This window comes from Pseudomonas sp. NFACC37-1 (genome assembly GCF_900101575.1).
GTDB lineage: Bacteria > Pseudomonadota > Gammaproteobacteria > Pseudomonadales > Pseudomonadaceae > Aquipseudomonas > Aquipseudomonas fluorescens_AA.
The window spans coordinates 1-16167 of the sequence record NZ_FMUZ01000049.1 but is presented as its reverse complement, the minus strand read 5'-3'; the positions used below and the strand labels follow the sequence as shown (position 1 = coordinate 16167).

General features: G+C 60.5%; 16 protein-coding genes and 1 pseudogene. 7 read left to right on the top strand and 10 right to left on the bottom strand.

Going from position 1 to position 16167, the window contains the following annotated elements; translation table 11 throughout:
* Positions 1–36 precede the first annotated feature (36 nt).
* Positions 37–1254, top strand: a complete 1218-nt coding sequence (locus BLP82_RS28205; RefSeq protein ID WP_003204943.1) for an argininosuccinate synthase — start codon at positions 37–39, stop codon at positions 1252–1254.
* 318 nt (positions 1255–1572) lie between these two features.
* On the opposite strand, the pseudogene BLP82_RS31290 reads toward BLP82_RS28205, so the two are convergent.
* Positions 1573–1830: pseudogene (locus tag BLP82_RS31290) on the bottom strand (hypothetical protein); the annotation flags it as partial.
* A 468-nt stretch (positions 1831–2298) separates the two neighbouring features.
* On the opposite strand from BLP82_RS31290, the gene BLP82_RS28195 reads away from it, so the two are divergent.
* Positions 2299–2925: a response regulator transcription factor gene (locus tag BLP82_RS28195; RefSeq protein ID WP_053124532.1), complete on the top strand. Its 627-nt coding sequence runs from the start codon at positions 2299–2301 to the stop codon at positions 2923–2925.
* 54 nt (positions 2926–2979) lie between these two features.
* On the opposite strand, the gene BLP82_RS28190 is transcribed toward BLP82_RS28195, so the two are convergent.
* The 8 genes from BLP82_RS28190 to metG form a co-directional block, all read right to left on the bottom strand.
* Positions 2980–3165 (bottom strand): PA3496 family putative envelope integrity protein, encoded by a 186-nt coding sequence (locus tag BLP82_RS28190; RefSeq protein ID WP_072408699.1) that lies wholly within the window; start codon positions 3163–3165, stop codon positions 2980–2982.
* 107 nt (positions 3166–3272) lie between these two features.
* Positions 3273–3911: an endonuclease III gene (gene nth, locus BLP82_RS28185; RefSeq protein WP_053124528.1), complete on the bottom strand. Its 639-nt coding sequence runs from the start codon at positions 3909–3911 to the stop codon at positions 3273–3275.
* Positions 3908–4441 (bottom strand): Rnf-Nqr domain containing protein, encoded by a 534-nt coding sequence (locus BLP82_RS28180; RefSeq protein ID WP_092176234.1) that lies wholly within the window; start codon positions 4439–4441, stop codon positions 3908–3910. The genes nth and BLP82_RS28180 overlap by 4 nt, the downstream gene beginning before the upstream one ends.
* Positions 4434–5042, bottom strand: coding sequence for an RnfABCDGE type electron transport complex subunit G (locus tag BLP82_RS28175; protein WP_092176231.1), 609 nt, complete (start codon positions 5040–5042; stop codon positions 4434–4436). The genes BLP82_RS28180 and BLP82_RS28175 overlap by 8 nt, the downstream gene beginning before the upstream one ends.
* Complete coding sequence (locus tag BLP82_RS28170; RefSeq protein WP_092176228.1) at positions 5039–6019, bottom strand: RnfABCDGE type electron transport complex subunit D; 981 nt, start codon at positions 6017–6019, stop codon at positions 5039–5041. Before BLP82_RS28170 ends, BLP82_RS28175 begins: the two co-directional genes overlap by 4 nt.
* Positions 6006–7019 carry an electron transport complex subunit RsxB gene (gene rsxB / locus BLP82_RS28165; RefSeq protein ID WP_092176223.1) on the bottom strand — a complete coding sequence of 338 codons (1014 nt, stop codon included), beginning with the start codon at positions 7017–7019 and terminating at the stop codon, positions 6006–6008. The genes BLP82_RS28170 and rsxB overlap by 14 nt, the downstream gene beginning before the upstream one ends.
* Complete coding sequence (locus tag BLP82_RS28160; RefSeq protein ID WP_092176218.1) at positions 7016–7588, bottom strand: Rnf-Nqr domain containing protein; 573 nt, start codon at positions 7586–7588, stop codon at positions 7016–7018. Before BLP82_RS28160 ends, rsxB begins: the two co-directional genes overlap by 4 nt.
* A 130-nt stretch (positions 7589–7718) precedes the next feature.
* Positions 7719–9764 (bottom strand): methionine--tRNA ligase, encoded by a 2046-nt coding sequence (gene metG, locus BLP82_RS28155; protein WP_092176215.1) that lies wholly within the window; start codon positions 9762–9764, stop codon positions 7719–7721.
* Between the two features lie 353 nt (positions 9765–10117).
* Here metG and apbC point away from each other — a divergent pair, with 353 nt between their 5' ends.
* A complete protein-coding gene (apbC, locus tag BLP82_RS28150; protein WP_092176211.1) occupies positions 10118–11212 on the top strand; it encodes an iron-sulfur cluster carrier protein ApbC in 1095 nt (364 codons plus the stop codon).
* A gap of 122 nt (positions 11213–11334) precedes the next feature.
* On the opposite strand, the gene BLP82_RS28145 is transcribed toward apbC, so the two are convergent.
* A complete protein-coding gene (locus BLP82_RS28145; protein ID WP_092176206.1) occupies positions 11335–12093 on the bottom strand; it encodes an SDR family oxidoreductase in 759 nt (252 codons plus the stop codon).
* A 167-nt stretch (positions 12094–12260) separates the two neighbouring features.
* On the opposite strand from BLP82_RS28145, the gene BLP82_RS28140 reads away from it, so the two are divergent.
* From BLP82_RS28140 to groL, 4 genes are all read left to right on the top strand, one after another.
* Entirely contained in the window at positions 12261–12992 is a 732-nt protein-coding gene (locus tag BLP82_RS28140) for a HugZ family pyridoxamine 5'-phosphate oxidase (RefSeq protein WP_092176202.1), read from the top strand.
* Between the two features lie 66 nt (positions 12993–13058).
* Positions 13059–13535, top strand: a complete 477-nt coding sequence (locus BLP82_RS28135; RefSeq protein WP_060740954.1) for an FxsA family protein — start codon at positions 13059–13061, stop codon at positions 13533–13535.
* Between the two features lie 244 nt (positions 13536–13779).
* Positions 13780–14073, top strand: a complete 294-nt coding sequence (locus tag BLP82_RS28130; protein WP_024619193.1) for a co-chaperone GroES — start codon at positions 13780–13782, stop codon at positions 14071–14073.
* 49 nt (positions 14074–14122) lie between these two features.
* Positions 14123–15766: a chaperonin GroEL gene (gene groL, locus BLP82_RS28125; protein ID WP_053124505.1), complete on the top strand. Its 1644-nt coding sequence runs from the start codon at positions 14123–14125 to the stop codon at positions 15764–15766.
* Positions 15767–16167 lie beyond the last annotated feature (401 nt).

Here is a 16167-nt window from a genome sequence, read left to right as displayed (position 1 = left end):
CTTCACGGCTTTCCGTACAACCCGTGGAGTGATGGCATGGCGGACGTAAACAAGGTCGTTCTGGCGTATTCCGGCGGCCTGGACACTTCGGTGATCCTGAAGTGGCTGCAGGACACTTATAACTGTGAAGTGGTGACCTTCACCGCTGACCTGGGGCAGGGCGAGGAAGTCGAGCCTGCACGCGCCAAGGCCCAGGCCATGGGCGTCAAAGAGATCTACATCGATGACCTGCGCGAAGAGTTCGTCCGCGACTTCGTGTTCCCGATGTTCCGCGCCAACACCGTTTACGAAGGCGAGTACCTGCTGGGTACGTCCATCGCCCGTCCGTTGATTGCCAAGCGCCTGATCGAAATCGCCAACGAAACCGGCGCCGATGCCATTTCCCACGGCGCTACCGGCAAAGGCAACGACCAGGTGCGTTTCGAGCTGGGCGCCTATGCCCTCAAGCCGGGCGTGAAAGTCATCGCCCCGTGGCGTGAATGGGACTTGCTGTCCCGTGAAAAACTGATGGACTACGCCGAGAAGCACGCGATTCCAATCGAGCGTCACGGCAAGAAGAAATCCCCGTACTCGATGGATGCCAACCTGCTGCACATCTCCTATGAAGGCGGCGTGCTGGAAGACACCTGGACCGAGCACGAAGAAGACATGTGGCGTTGGACCGTCTCCCCGGAGAAGGCCCCCGATACTCCGCAATACCTGGAGCTGACCTATCGCAATGGCGATATCGTCGCGCTGGACGGCGTGGAAATGAGCCCGGCCACTGTGCTGGCGACCCTGAACCGCATTGGCGGCGAACACGGCATCGGTCGTCTGGACATCGTCGAGAACCGCTATGTCGGCATGAAGTCCCGCGGCTGCTACGAAACCCCGGGCGGTACCATCATGCTGCGCGCTCACCGGGCGATCGAATCGATCACCCTGGACCGCGAAGTGGCTCACCTCAAGGACGAGCTGATGCCCAAGTACGCCAGCCTGATCTACACCGGCTACTGGTGGAGCCCTGAGCGTCTGATGCTGCAGCAGATGATCGACGCCTCCCAGGCTCACGTGAATGGCGTGGTACGCCTGAAGCTGTACAAGGGCAACGTGATCGTCACCGGGCGCAAGTCCGACGAGTCGCTGTTCGACGCCAACATCGCGACCTTCGAAGAAGACGGCGGTGCCTACAACCAGGCCGACGCGGCTGGCTTCATCAAGCTCAACGCCCTGCGCATGCGCATCGCGGCGAACAAGGGTCGCAAGCTGTTCTGACCCTGGCGATAAAAAAACGGCCTGCCTTGAGCAGGCCGTTTTTTTTGCCCTCTGTTTTGCACGGGCAGCCTATTGGCTGCAGCACTGTCTCCTGATGGCTCATCCATCCTGCCCGTGGCTTGCAAGGTCTGTGTGGTGGTAAATGACGTACACGACGGTGCCGGCGTGCTTCAAATGCTCAGGTCGGCAAGTTTCGCTCAGGCGGCGGCATAGCATGCAAAAGGTGTCCGGCGGTTCATGCCTGGGGCGATGAAGACCTATCAGTCGCCGCCGTTGGTCCTTGCCCGCTCGACGCAGCATTCGTTTGCGCCGACACGTCGCGTCATCCATGGTCTTTATGAAGTGTTTGCTCTTGCGGAAATCCGAAGGTGAATACAAGGAGCGATAATTGAAGTTGAGGGTGATGAAAAAAAGCAGCAATAAGTAAAAGGGAAAGCTGATCAGGAACCAGAGATAATATTCACGGTCCTGGTCATCGAGAAAAGGCAGGGAAATAGCCGCGGACGTTTCGGATAAAGTTGCGAATATGGCGATAAGGGTCATGGGGTTGGTGATGGTCTTCAAAGGTTTGTTCATGGTTAAGGCTCATGGAATATTCATGCTCGGTGAGTGGGTTGAAAAATAAATATCATTAGTTGATAGGTTATTGCTGAAACCATCAGGGTATCGATTTTTTTATATCGGATGCCTGAATGTCTCTTATATATGAATTTCCATTGCTGAAGTGAGGGGAGGCAGTTTTAACAGTAAATAATTCAGTTACTCTTTATGAGTGAAGTGCTTTCCGTTGAGCGGTCCGCAGGCAGGCATGGCGACGAAAGAGCGCATTATTCATCGGGGTACCGGATGCTCAAGGGCGGTCGGTCCTTCTCTGTAAAAAATTGAGGACACATTTTTCCCGGCGGGATTTGTAGGAGTTTTCTGTATAGCTTGTAGGATCTGTCTCTCGGTGCGAGCGGTCAGGGGGGGGCGGCATGCCAAGGTAGAAATGACTAGGCTATTGTGCGTGCTCTAAAAATTCGAACAGCGAAGTTGGATTTGCCCATGAATAAAGTGCTGATCGTGGATGATCATCCCGTCATTCGTCTTGCTGTACGTTTGCTGATGGAGCGTCATGGTTATGAGGTCGTTGCCGAAACCGACAACGGCGTCGATGCGTTACAACTTGCTCGTGAACTTATGCCCGATATCGTCATTCTCGATATCGGTATTCCGAAGCTGGACGGGTTGGAGGTCATTGCCCGTTTGACGGCCATACCATCGTCAATGAAGGTATTGGTACTGACTTCCCAGGCGCCTGGACATTTTTCAATGCGCTGCATGCAGACAGGGGCGGCCGGGTATGTCTGCAAGCAACAGGACCTTACTGAATTATTAAGTGCAATCAAGGCAGTGCTGTCCGGCTACAGTTACTTTCCCAACCAGGCATTGCATACGGTGCGATCGAGCCTGGGTAATGCCAGTGAGTCCGATATGGTCGATCGGTTGTCGGGGCGGGAGATGATGGTCTTGCAGCAACTGGCGCGCGGCAAGACCAACAAGGAAATCGCCGATGGAATGTTCTTGAGCAACAAGACCGTCAGTACTTACAAGACCCGTCTGTTATTGAAGCTCAATGCCCGTTCGCTGGTCGACCTGATCGAGCTGGCGCAGCGCAATGGGTTGGTGTGAGGCTGCTGTCACGCGTACTCAGTAAAAAGCCTCCATCAGGGAGGCTTTTACGTGTCAGAGGTCAAAGTCGTAATCGGCCAGTTGCTTCTGTAAACGACGCTCTTCCAGCAGGTTATCGATGGTGCGGCGCTTGCTCAGGTTGGTTTTCGCTACTTCCGGCACGACCGCAGGTTCACCGTCGTCGGCCTCAACGGCGATGAATTCGTCTTCTACATCCAGTTGTTCTTTGCCAGCACTCATGGGTTCGACTCCAGGCTAAGACTGCCATTGGCGCTCCTTATATCGATAAACCACGGGCTGGTAAAAAAGATTTTTTCAATCGATAGATCGATAAAAGCAATAGCGTCTCAATCGTCCGAGGTCTTGTGCTTGTATTCGCATAAATCTTCGATTCGACAGCTGCCGCAGCGGGGCTTGCGCGCCAGGCAGACGTAGCGTCCATGGAGGATGAGCCAGTGATGGGAGTCCAGCAGGTATTCCTTGGGGACAAACTTCATCAGCTTCTTCTCCACCTCCACCACGTTTTTGCCGGGGGCCAGCCCGGTACGGTTGCTGACGCGGAAAATGTGGGTGTCGACCGCCATGGTCAACTGCCGGAAAGCGGTATTGAGCACGACGTTGGCGGTTTTGCGGCCGACGCCTGGAAGGGCTTCCAGCGCTTCACGGGTCTGCGGGATTTCGCTGCCGTGGCGCTCGATCAGCAGGCGGCAGGTTTCGATCACGTTTTTGGCCTTGCTGTTGAACAGACCGATGGTCTTGATGTACTCGGATAACCCTTCGACGCCCAGGGCGTAGATCGCCTCCGGGGTGTTGGCGACCGGGAACAATTTAGCCGTGGCCTTGTTGACGCCGACGTCGGTGGACTGGGCCGACAGGATGACCGCGATCAGCAACTCGAACGGCGAGGAATAGGCCAGTTCGGTTTTCGGTTCCGGGTTGTCCTCGTGAAAGCGACGGAATATTTCCAGGCGTTTTGCGGCGTTCATGGGCGCGGCGTTTCCTCGGTGGTTGAAGGGGATTTGGCTGTCGTCCAGGCCTGTCGAGCCGCCAGCAGCAGCCCGAGCAGAATGAACCCGCCCGGGGCGAGCAAGGCCAGGGGCAGGCCGCTGCCGATCAGCTCCCGCAGGGCGCCCAGGCTGACCATCAAGAGACCGAACACCCCAGCCAGCCTGAGGCGTCCAGGCAAGCGAGACTCAACGAAGAAACCCGCATGTTCCAGCGCCACGCAGCTCAAGGCGATCCAGCCCAGGTAAAGGCTCAGCGGTCGATACAGTTCCAATGCCCAGGCCTGGACGACAAAACCTATGCAGGTGGTCAGGGTAGCGGCCAGCACGATGGCGGCGAGCAGTTGTTGCGCGGTTGTCAGGCGTTGTCGGACACACCCCATCGCCAAGCCCAGGCAGAAGAACATCAAGGCCCAGGCCAGCCATAGCACCAGCGCGGCCATCAGCGAATCGCTGGCGCCCACCAGCGGGACGAGCAGCAGGCCGTGTGTCAGGCCCCATGGCTTATTCATTGGCAGGCACTCCCAACTGAGCCTTGTGCTCGTCGAAGTAACGCAACGCGTCGTGAACCGCTTGGACCACCGCCCGGGACGTCACCGTTGCGCCGGCCAGTTGATCGAACTGTCCCTGGTCCTTCTTCAGGGCCCAGCCGCTGTCGTCAGGCGCCTGGCGTGATTTGCCGATGAAGACCTGCATCCAGGTGTTCGGCCAGCCGGCAATCGCCGCGCCCAACCCGGGTGTTTCGGCTTGGCGCAGCGTCTTGACGCCCAGCAGCCGGCCCTGTGGGTCGATGGCGACCAGCAATTCGATGCTGCCTTCATAGCCCGGCGCCTGGCTACGCAGCAGCACGGCGCTGGGCTGGCCATTGCGGCTCGCCAGATAACCGCCCAGCAGCGTGCTATGGGCCAAGGTCACCGAGGCGGTGAAAACGGGGTGCGCCAATGGCTGATTGTCGTAGAGGCCAGTGGGCAGCACCTCAAGCAAGGTCCTGTTCGCCAGCGCTTGCCGCTGGGCCTCGATGCGCCCAGCGGTGCCGAGGTGTGTGAGGTAAGTGGCACTGCTACCGAGGCCGATCAGCAGGATCAGGATTGCCACGCCGCGGGGATTCTTCATGTCAGTGGCCGCCGTTGTCGCGCCTCGGCAAACCGGTCCAGTGCCGGCACGCCGAGGTTCATCAGCAACACCGCGAACGCTACGCCATCGGGGTAGCCACCCCAAGTGCGGATCAGGTAGACCAGCAGCCCCATGCCCGCGCCAAACAGCAGGCGGGCGAGAGGGGCCTTGGCGCCCGAGACTGGCTCGGTCGCGATAAAAAACGCGCCAAGCATGGTTGCGCCGCTGAACAGATGAAACAGCGGTGAGCCATGGGAGTCGGACCCCGACCCGTTCCAGCACAGCAGGCTGACGATAAACAGGCTCGCCAGCAGACCCACCGGCGCATGCCAGCTGAACACCCGTTGCTGCAACAGAAACAGACCGCCTGCCAGGAAGGCCAGATTGACCCATTCGGCACCGCGGCCACCGAAACGCCCGAACGCCGGATCGCTGGCGAACAGTTCATCGATGGTCAGGCTCGTGTTCGTCCGCAGGCTGTCCAGCGCGGTGGCCCCGGCCCAGGCGTCGGGCGCCGGATGAGTGCCGAACACCTGTTGCAAGCCTTCAAGCAGGCCCAAGCTGTGGGACGCGGGACTCATATAGGCGGGAAACGCCACCAACACCAGGGCATAGCCGAGCATTGCCGGGTTGAACGGGTTGCTACCGACGCCGCCCCACAGGTGCTTGCCGAACAGCAAGGCGCAGGCGGCCGCGGTGACGGTCAGCCACCAGGGACAATACGCCGGCAAGGCCAGGGCCAACAGCGTGGCACTGACCAGCGCGCTGCCATCGTTCAGCTCGGGTTTGAGCGGTCGGCGGCGCAAACGCAGGACCAACGCCTCGACCGCCAGCGCAGTGAGGCCTGACAACAGCAGGTTGAGCGCCACGCCCCAGCCCTGAAACCACAGTAGCGCCAGTACGCCGGGCAGTGTCGCCAGCAACACCCGCGTCATCGCTGGCCGCAGCCGTTCGTCCATGGGCTCAGGAAGCGGCATGGACGTCCACCTGGCGTTCGGCATCCTTCACCGCTTGCTCCAACGCCTGCAGTTGTTCATCCGATGCCGCTGCCGTACGGGCTTTGCTGAGTTCGGCGCGGCGCATCGCCAGTTGGATCTTGGCCCGCTTCAGTTCGGCGCTTTGTGCCGGAGCCGGGGCTGGAGTGGTCACTGGTGCGGCGTTTTCCAGTTGGCTCAGGGCCTGCTCGGCCGCTTCGAACTGGCGTTGCAACAGGATCAGTTGCGACTGCTGCTCGAAGGTTGGTGGATGGCCGAACGCTTTCAAGGATTTGTTCAACTGCGCCCGACTCATGGCCAGGTCAACCTTGGCTTTTTTCAAGGCGGCATCGGCGGTGGCGGCTTTTTGCGCGCGCACGCGTTCCAGTGCGGCTTGTACGGGATCGAGCGGCCGCTCCTGTTCCTTGGCCTGGGCCGCGCGCTGGGTACGGGCCAAGCGCTCCGCCTGACGCTGTTCTTCTTCGCGGCGCAGGCGCGCATTGCGCTGTTCGAAGCGGCGCCGGGCGTGGTTGCGCTTGGCCGTTCGCGCCTGTTGCTCGGCGGCGCTGAAGGCCAGGCCGCCGACAATCGGCAACACGTTTGCCGTCGGCAGAGGCCGCATTTCGATGCAGTCGACCGGGCAGGGCGCCACGCACAGGTCACAGCCGGTGCATTCGTCGATGAGGACGGTGTGCATCAGCTTGGCCGCGCCGACAATCGCGTCCACCGGACAGGCCTGGATGCACTTGGTGCAGCCGATGCATTCGGCTTCGCGGATGAAGGCGATTTGCGCCGGAGCCACGCCGCGGCTGGTGTCCAGTTCCAGCACTGGTATTTTCATCAGCTCGGCCAGGGCCGCGATGGTTTCGCGCCCGCCGGGCGGGCATTTGTTGATCGGCTCGCCTTGGGCGATGCCTTCGGCGTAGGGCTTGCACCCGGGGTGGCCGCACTTGCCGCATTGGGTCTGCGGCAACAGGGCGTCGATACGTTGAATCAGGCTCATGTTTTGACCAGCCCGCGCAATCCGAGAAAGGCCACCGCCATCAGTCCGGCACTGATCAACTGAATCGGCAGGCCCCGAAAGGGCAAGGCAATAGCGTGATTGAAGGTGCGCTGGCGCAGATCGTCGAACAGGCCCAGCACCAGCCAGAAGCCTAGCCCGGCCCCCAGGCTCAGCGCCACGGCGTGGCCCAGGCCTCGGTCTTCCTGACCGTTGAGCAGCGTGACGCCCAGGATGCCGGCATTGCCGAGCAACAGCGGCCACAACCCTTCGAATGACCATGCTGGCAGCCAGCGCGCCAGCAGGCGCAGCAAGGGCCCGATCAGCAGCACGCTCAAGGGCAGCCAGACCAACAGGCGCAGGAATGTCAGATTCGCTGGCACGAGCACCCCATGGTCGACCAGATAACCCAGGGTGCCGACGATCAGCATCAGGCACGCCGTTGCCAGGCCCAGGGCGTGCACCTGCCTTCTGCAGTTGGCCGCCAGCAGCGGATCGACGCCCAGCGGCCAATGCAACACCAGGTTGTTGATCAGGGCAGCGCTGAACAGCGTGAGGACGATTTCGGTCATGGGCGTGTGGGCGACAAAGGGCCTGTTACAAGATTAGGCATTATCCGGCACGCCGGGAGTGCGGGCCAGATATGAAAATCCCACAGCCACCTGCAAGGCGACTGTGGGATCGGTGCAGCACGCGGTCGCGTTACTTGATCCGCTGGCCCGGCTTGGCGCCGCTGTCCGGGCTCAACAGGTAGATTTCCTCGCCACCGGGGCCCGCCGCCATCACCATGCCTTCGGAGATACCGAAGCGCATTTTGCGCGGCTTGAGGTTGGCGATCATCATCGTCAACCGACCTTCGAGCTTGGCCGGGTCCGGGTAGGCACTCTTGATGCCGGAGAACACGTTGCGTTGCTCATCGCCGATGTCCAGGGTCAGGCGCAGCAGCTTGTCGGCCCCTTCGACGGCCTCGGCCTTGACGATCAGCGCCACGCGCAGGTCAACGGCAGCGAAAGTGTCGAAGTCGATTTCCGGCGACAACGGATCCTTGGTCAATTCACCGTTGCCGGTCGGGCCGCCGGTATCGGTCTGGCTGGCGGCCAGGTCTTCCTTGGACGCGTCGATCATGGCTTGGACCTTGGTGGCATCGATACGGGTCATCAACGGCTTGAACGCGTTCAACTGATGGTTGCTCAGCAGCGTCTGGTGGTCGTTCCAGGTCAGCGGCGCGACGTTCAGGAAGGCTTCGGCATCCGCGGCCAGCAACGGCAGCACCGGCTTGAGGAAGATCACCAACTGGCGGAACAGGTTGATGCCCAAGGCGCAGATGGCCTGGACTTCGTCCTGCTTGCCTTCCTGCTTGGCCAGCGACCATGGAGCCTTGTCGGCGATCCAGGCATTGGCACGGTCGGCCAGGGCCATGATTTCGCGCATGGCGCGGGCAAAGTCGCGGCTCTCGTAGGCATCGGCGATGCTGGGTGCCGCCGCCAGGAAAGCGTCGGTCAGTTCCGGCGCAGCGTTACCGGCGACCAGGACCCCGGCGTTCCCCTTGTGGATGAACCCGGCGCAACGGCTGGCAATGTTGACAACCTTGCCCACCAGGTCGGAGTTGACCTTCTGCACGAAGTCTTCGAGGTTCAGGTCCAGGTCGTCGACGCCGCGGCCGAGCTTGGCCGCGTAGTAGTAGCGCAGGTATTCCGGCGACAGGTGGTCCAGGTAGGTCCGGGCCTTGATGAAGGTGCCGCGGGACTTGGACATCTTCTGGCCATTGACGGTCAGGTAGCCGTGGACGTTGATGCCGGTGGGCTTGCGGAAACCGGCGCCTTCGAGCATGGCGGGCCAGAACAGCGCGTGGAAGTTGACGATGTCCTTGCCGATGAAGTGATACACCTCGGCCGTGGAGTCCTTGCCCCAGAACGCGTCGAAGTCCAGTTCAGGCGTGCGGTCGCAAAGGTTCTTGAAGCTCGCCATGTAGCCGATGGGCGCATCCAGCCACACGTAGAAATACTTGCCGGGCTCGCCGGGGATTTCGAAGCCGAAGTACGGCGCATCGCGGGAAATGTCCCACTCTTGCAGGCCGGAATCGAGCCATTCGGCGAGCTTGTTGGCCACCGCGTCGTGCAACGTGCCGCTGCGGGTCCAGGTTTGCAGCATCTCCTGGAAATCCGGCAGCTTGAAGAAGAAGTGCTGGGAGTCCCTGAGCACCGGGGTGGCGCCGGAAATCGCCGATTTCGGGTCCTTCAGGTCGGTCGGTGCGTAGGTGGCGCCGCATTTTTCACAGTTGTCGCCGTACTGGTCTTCGGTGCCGCATTTCGGGCAGGTGCCCTTGATGAAGCGGTCGGCCAGGAACATGTTCTTTTCCGGGTCGAAATACTGGGTGACCGAACGGGTAGCGATGTGCCCGGCGTCACGCAGCTTCAGGTAGATCTGGCTCGACAGCTCACGGTTTTCTTCGGCGTGAGTGGAGTGGAAGTTGTCGAAGTCCACCAGGAACTCGGCAAAGTCGGCGCTGTGTTCGGCCTGGACGTTGGCGATCAGTTGTTCCGGGGTGATGCCTTCCTTTTCCGCACGCAGCATGATGGCCGAACCGTGGGCGTCGTCGGCGCAGACATAGATGCACTGGTTGCCGCGATGTTTCTGGAAGCGCGTCCACATATCGGTCTGGATGTATTCCAGCATATGGCCGAGGTGAATCGAACCATTGGCATAGGGCAGGGCGCTGGTGACGAGAATCTTGCGTGGCTCGGACATGGGGCTCGGCTACTTGATGAAACGGAGGTCGGCCACTATAAAGCGCTGGGAAATATATTTCACCCCACTGGCCTGTTTCCGCATGCATCGGTTGGGAACGGCGAAAGGCCTGAGCCAGGCACAATCTGTGGCGAGGGGATTCATCCCCGCTGGGTTGCGAAGCAACCCCAAGACCCGGCACCTCGGTGAGTCAGGCTCGTCAGGTTCGAATGTTTTGGGACTGCTGCGCAGTCCAGCGGGGATGAATCCCCTCGCCACAAAAGGTGTTCGCCCTGCTGTAATCGGGTCGCCACGCGCAAGCGCGGGGCGTAGGATAGCGGCCTGTTTTTCAAGTCTTGCTATCGGAGTTGCCCATGAGCGCCGTCAACCGCGCAGCGGTGGAAACCGTCCTTCGCCAGTACACCGACCCCTACCTGAACCAGGACCCGGTCAGCGCCGGATGCGTGCGCGCCATCGACATCCAGGGCGATCGCGTCAGTGTCCAGCTGGAAATCGGCTACGCCGCCGACCTCTTCAAGAGCGGCTGGGCGCAGATGCTGCAAATGGCGATCGAAGGCCTGGACGGCGTGACCGCCGCGACAGTCAAGGTCACCAGCGTGATCGCTGCCCATAAGGCCCAGGCGCAGGTGCCGGGGCTGGCCAACGTCAAGAACGTGATCGCCGTGGCCTCGGGCAAGGGCGGGGTGGGCAAGTCCACCACCGCCGCCAACCTGGCCCTGGCCCTGGCCCGTGAAGGGGCGAAGGTCGGGATTCTCGACGCGGACATCTACGGCCCGAGCCAGGGCATCATGTTCGGGATCGCCGAGGGCACCCGGCCCCAGATCAAGGACCAGAAGTGGTTCGTGCCGCTGCAATCCCATGGCGTGGAAGTCATGTCCATGGCCTTCCTGACCGACGACAACACGCCGATGGTCTGGCGCGGACCGATGGTTTCCGGGGCCTTGCTGCAACTGGTCACGCAAACCGCGTGGGGCGACCTGGATTACCTGGTGATCGACATGCCGCCGGGCACCGGCGATATCCAGCTGACGCTGGCGCAGAAAGTCCCGGTGGCCGGTGCGGTGATCGTCACCACTCCCCAGGACCTGGCCCTGCTGGACGCGCGCAAGGGCGTGGAGATGTTTCGCAAGGTGAACATCCCCGTGCTGGGCGTGGTAGAAAACATGGCCGTGCACATCTGCTCCAATTGCGGACATGCCGAGCACCTGTTCGGCGAAGGTGGCGGGGAAAAACTGGCGACCCAGTACGGCGTCGAATTGCTGGCTTCGCTGCCGCTGTCGATGGTGATCCGTGAACAGGCCGACGGCGGCAAACCGACGGTCATCGCCGAACCGGACAGCCAGATCGCCATGGTCTATCAGGAACTGGCCCGCCACGTGGGCGCGCGGATTGTGTTGCAAGAGGCTGCGTCACCGGTGATGCCGAACATCACCGTCAGCGACGATTGATCGCACGCCGGCCCCTGTGGGAGCGGGCTTGCTCGCGAATGCGGTAGATCAGTCAACTTATCCGTTGAATGACACACCGCATTCGCGAGCAAGCCCGCTCCCACATTTGGTTTGCGGTGACCTTAGATCCGCAACCCGCCATCCATCTCCAGGATCCGACCGGTGTAGTAGTCATTTTCGAAGATATACGCCGCCGAATGGGCGATCTCCTCGGGCTTGCCCATGCGCTTGAGCGGAATCCCCGAGGTCATTTTCTCCAGGGCTTCGGGTTTCATGCCCAGGGTCATCTCGGTTTCGATGAAGCCCGGTGCGATGCCGGCGACACGGATGCCGTAGCGCGCCAGTTCCTTCGCCCAGGTCACGGTGGCGGCAGCCACACCGGCCTTGGCGGCCGAATAGTTGGTCTGGCCAACATTGCCGGCACGGGAAATCGACGAGATATTGATGATGGCGCCGCTGTTTTTCAGATCGACCATTTTCGCCGCCACTTCACGGGTGCACAGGAACACGCCGGTGAGGTTGACGTCGATCACGGCCTGCCACTGGGCCAGGCTCATCTTGGTCATTTCGCCGTCCTTGACCTTGAGCAGCAGGCCATCGCGCAGGATCCCGGCGTTGTTGATCAAGCCGTGGATCGCGCCGAAGTCCTCGGCCACCCGGGCAACCATGTCGATCACCTGATCTTCATTGGCGACATTGCATAGGTAGGCGCGGGCCTCGACGCCCTTGGCTGCGCAGGCGGCCACCGCCTGGTCGAGTTTTTCCTGGTTGAGGTCCACCAGCGCCAGCTTTGCGCCTTTGTCGGCGAAATACTCGGCCATGGAACGGCCCAGGCCCTGGCAACCGCCGGTGATAATGATTACTTTGTCAGTGAGTTGCATTCTCATGTTCCAGCTGGCGCAGCGGTGGAGGAGGACCTGTTGGGCGGTTTCTCGAATTTGTGACGGTGCAGCCCGACTGCACACGCGAACTGTCCCCTAGGTATATCGGAACATTACTCCAGTCGCCCGACCGTTTTCTAGACGGATTTCATAAGAGGAGTCATAAATTGAGCGTTGAAGCTGCCAGACATGCCCGGGAACTGCTGCTCAAGGAATACCGTGGAATGCTCTCCACTCATTCCAAATCCATGCCCGGCTTTCCGTTCGGCTCCGTCGTCCCGTATTGCCTGGACGCACAAGGCTGGCCGCTGATCCTGATCAGCCGCATTGCCCAGCACACTCACAACCTGCAAAAAGACCCCAAGTGTTCGATGCTGGTGGGCGAGCGCGGTGCCGAGGATGTGCAGGCCGTGGGGCGCCTGACCTACCTGGCCGAAGCCCGGAAGCTCGAAGACAGCGCCGCCATCGAAGCGGCCGCCGAGCGTTATTACCGCTATTTCCCTGACTCGCAGAACTACCATAAAGCCCATGACTTCGATTTCTGGGTGCTCGAGCCGGTGCGCCATCGCTACATCGGCGGCTTTGGCGCCATTCACTGGATCGACCGGCTCACCCTGGCCAACCCCTTCGCCGGCAAAGCCGAAGCCAGCATGATCGAGCACATGAACGCCGATCACGCCAAAGCCATCGCCCATTACGTGGAACTGGCCGGCCTGCCGAAAAGCGAACCGGCGCAACTGGTGGGCATCGACAGCGAGGGCATGCACCTGCGCATTGGCCTGGGCCTGCACTGGCTGGCGTTTGCGGCACCTTGCAACACGCCGACACAAGTGCGCGAAGCCTTGGTTTACTTGGCTCACGCCGAGCAATGGCCAAAAAATGCCGAGGCCGACGCTTGAATTCACGAAAGGGCGACGTCATTTAGGGTTTCATAGCAAGGCATTCTTGCGTTGAGGAACCATTTGATGCGCCCTTTTTTGTTGCTCTTTCTGCTGTTTCCGGTGTTGGAGCTGTTCGTATTCGTCAAGGTCAGCGGTGCGATCGGGTTTTTCCCGGCGTTGTTGCTGGTCATTCTCGGCTCGATGCTCGGCGTGTTCGTGCTGCGCATCGCCGGCCTCGCCACGGCATTGCGTGCCCGTGAAAGCCTGAACCGTGGCGAGCTGCCTGCCCAGACCATGCTCGAAGGCCTGATGCTGGCATTGGGTGGCGGCCTGTTGATCCTGCCAGGCTTTATCAGCGACGTGCTGGGCCTGGTCATGCTGTTGCCGTTCACCCGTCGGCTGCTGGCCAATAAAATGCGCCAGCGCGCCGAAGAGCAGGCGATGCGCCAGCGGGCCTTCGCCGATGACCTGCAGCCCCGTGGCGGGCCGGCTCCGCGAGAACCCCTGGGCCGTGAGCCCAACGTGATCGAAGGCGAATTCGAACATCGCGACCCCAAGTAAAAAACCGCGACACGGCACCTTCGGGTGCCGTGTTCGTTTTCGGTTCCGAGAAGTAAAAAATTTCATGCCGTGCCCTTGTAATCGCCTTGTGCGCCCTTATGTATGGGTCACCGCAAGGTTTCCGGTGGCAACACCGGACAGACTTCCGCGGTTCGCTTGACGAACCGCACCCGGCACAGCCGGATTCGTTAAACCCGCCGGGACTACACCGGCCGATGAAAACCACAATTAGGAGAGATCGACAATGAAGCTTCGTCCTCTGCATGACCGCGTCGTCGTCCGTCGCAGCGAAGAAGAAAAGAAAACCGCTGGCGGTATCGTCCTGCCAGGTTCGGCTGCTGAAAAGCCAAACCAGGGTGAAGTCCTCGCTGTAGGCCCAGGCAAGGCCCTGGAAAACGGTGAAGTACGTGCGCTGTCCGTGAAAGTGGGTGACAAGGTTGTGTTCGGCCCTTACTCCGGTAGCAACACTGTGAAAGTTGATGGCGAAGACCTGCTGGTTATCGGCGAGAGCGAAATTCTCGCTGTTGTCGAAGGCTGATTTCCCGCTCATTTTCCCGCGACTACAAAGTATTTAAGGAATATCGATCATGGCTGCTAAAGAAGTTAAATTCGGCGATTCCGCCCGCAAGAAAATGCTCGCCGGTGTCAACGTCCTGGCTGACGCAGTAAAAGCGACCCTGGGCCCGAAAGGCCGTAACGTGATCATCGAGAAGAGCTTCGGCGCTCCGACCATCACCAAGGACGGCGTTTCCGTAGCCAAGGAAATCGAGCTGAAAGATCGCTTCGAAAACATGGGCGCGCAGCTGGTCAAAGACGTTGCCTCCCGTGCCAACGATGACGCCGGTGACGGCACCACCACCGCGACCGTACTGGCTCAGTCGATCGTCAACGAAGGCCTGAAAGCCGTCGCTGCCGGCATGAACCCGATGGACCTCAAGCGCGGCATCGACAAGGCGACCATCGCCATTGTCAAAGAGCTCAAAGCCCTGTCCAAGCCATGCGCTGACACCAAGGCGATCGCTCAGGTCGGCACCATCTCCGCCAACTCCGACAACTCCATCGGCGACATCATTGCCGAAGCCATGGAAAAAGTCGGTAAAGAAGGCGTGATCACCGTTGAGGAAGGCTCGGGCCTGGAAAACGAACTGTCGGTTGTAGAAGGCATGCAGTTCGACCGTGGCTACCTGTCCCCGTACTTCGTCAACAAGCCGGACACCATGACCGCCGAGCTCGACGGCCCGCTGATCCTGCTGGTGGACAAGAAGATCTCCAACATCCGCGAAATGCTGCCCGTGCTGGAAGCCGTTGCCAAAGCCGGCCGCCCACTGTTGATCGTGGCTGAAGATGTTGAAGGCGAAGCCCTGGCGACGCTGGTTGTGAACAACATGCGTGGCATCGTTAAAGTCGCAGCCGTCAAGGCTCCAGGCTTCGGCGACCGTCGCAAGGCCATGCTGCAGGACATCGCCGTACTGACCGGCGGTACCGTGATCTCCGAAGAGATCGGCCTGAGCCTGGAAAGCACTACCCTGGAGCACCTGGGTAACGCCAAGCGCGTGATCCTGTCCAAGGAAAACACCACCGTGATCGACGGTGCCGGCGTCGAGGCTGACATCCAGGCTCGCGTGACCCAGATCCGCGCACAAGTGGCCGAGACTTCGTCCGACTACGACCGTGAAAAACTGCAAGAGCGCCTGGCCAAGCTGTCCGGCGGCGTTGCAGTGATCAAGGTTGGCGCCGGTTCCGAAGTTGAAATGAAAGAGAAGAAAGCCCGCGTTGAAGACGCCCTGCACGCTACCCGCGCAGCCGTCGAAGAAGGCGTGGTACCTGGCGGTGGCGTGGCACTGGTTCGTGCCCTGCAAGCCATCAGCGAACTCAAAGGCGACAACGATGACCAGAACGTGGGCATCCAGTTGCTGCGTCGCGCTGTAGAAGCACCGCTGCGCCAGATCGTTGCCAACTCCGGCGACGAGCCAAGCGTTGTGGTCGACAAGGTCAAGCAGGGTTCGGGTAACTATGGTTACAACGCTGCTACCGGCGAATACGGCGACATGATCGAAATGGGTATCCTGGACCCGGCCAAAGTGACTCGTTCGGCTCTGCAAGCGGCTTCGTCGATTGCCAGCCTGATGATCACCACCGAGGCGATGATCGCTGAAATCAAGGAAGACGCTCCAGCTGGCGGCGGCATGCCAGACATGGGCGGCATGGGTGGCATGGGCGGCATGATGTAAGCCAGCCTTACCCCTGTAGCGAAAAACCCCGCCTGCGAAAGCAAGCGGGGTTTTTTATGTGCGCCCAGCATGGGCGCAATCTTGTGGGTGAAAGTCCCGCCGTAAGCTGACCACAGCGAACGAAGTGAAGCGCAACTGCATGAGGGCGACCGAGTGTGGGGAGGAAGCGTGGATCGAAGCCATGAGCCGATGTACAAGAACCGGATAGAAGGCGAAGCCGATCAGGGCGAGCGGGCATAAAACCGCGAAGTTCTTGTGGTCAAGGATCAGGCTGCGTAAATCCGGCGGTTGTGTGGTGAAGGATTGCGTTCTTACCTGGGGAGATCTCGCCTTGTGCCTGAAAGGGCGACGGTGCAAGCCGGAGCGAGAAGTCAGCAGAGGCCGTAGTAGTCTTTTTTTTT

What these genes read in the sequence shown, in the direction of transcription:
- BLP82_RS28205 (WP_003204943.1), top strand. Translation starts at nt 37, where the DNA reads ATGGCGGACGTAAACAAGGTCGTTCTGGCGTATTCCGGCGGCCTGGAC.
- BLP82_RS28195 (WP_053124532.1), top strand. Translation starts at nt 2,299, where the DNA reads ATGAATAAAGTGCTGATCGTGGATGATCATCCCGTCATTCGTCTTGCT.
- BLP82_RS28190 (WP_072408699.1), bottom strand. Translation starts at nt 3,165, where the DNA reads ATGAGTGCTGGCAAAGAACAACTGGATGTAGAAGACGAATTCATCGCC.
- nth (WP_053124528.1), bottom strand. Translation starts at nt 3,911, where the DNA reads ATGAACGCCGCAAAACGCCTGGAAATATTCCGTCGCTTTCACGAGGAC.
- BLP82_RS28180 (WP_092176234.1), bottom strand. Translation starts at nt 4,441, where the DNA reads ATGAATAAGCCATGGGGCCTGACACACGGCCTGCTGCTCGTCCCGCTG.
- BLP82_RS28175 (WP_092176231.1), bottom strand. Translation starts at nt 5,042, where the DNA reads ATGAAGAATCCCCGCGGCGTGGCAATCCTGATCCTGCTGATCGGCCTC.
- BLP82_RS28170 (WP_092176228.1), bottom strand. Translation starts at nt 6,019, where the DNA reads ATGCCGCTTCCTGAGCCCATGGACGAACGGCTGCGGCCAGCGATGACG.
- rsxB (WP_092176223.1), bottom strand. Translation starts at nt 7,019, where the DNA reads ATGAGCCTGATTCAACGTATCGACGCCCTGTTGCCGCAGACCCAATGC.
- BLP82_RS28160 (WP_092176218.1), bottom strand. Translation starts at nt 7,588, where the DNA reads ATGACCGAAATCGTCCTCACGCTGTTCAGCGCTGCCCTGATCAACAAC.
- metG (WP_092176215.1), bottom strand. Translation starts at nt 9,764, where the DNA reads ATGTCCGAGCCACGCAAGATTCTCGTCACCAGCGCCCTGCCCTATGCC.
- apbC (WP_092176211.1), top strand. Translation starts at nt 10,118, where the DNA reads ATGAGCGCCGTCAACCGCGCAGCGGTGGAAACCGTCCTTCGCCAGTAC.
- BLP82_RS28145 (WP_092176206.1), bottom strand. Translation starts at nt 12,093, where the DNA reads ATGCAACTCACTGACAAAGTAATCATTATCACCGGCGGTTGCCAGGGC.
- BLP82_RS28135 (WP_060740954.1), top strand. Translation starts at nt 13,059, where the DNA reads ATGCGCCCTTTTTTGTTGCTCTTTCTGCTGTTTCCGGTGTTGGAGCTG.
- BLP82_RS28130 (WP_024619193.1), top strand. Translation starts at nt 13,780, where the DNA reads ATGAAGCTTCGTCCTCTGCATGACCGCGTCGTCGTCCGTCGCAGCGAA.
- groL (WP_053124505.1), top strand. Translation starts at nt 14,123, where the DNA reads ATGGCTGCTAAAGAAGTTAAATTCGGCGATTCCGCCCGCAAGAAAATG.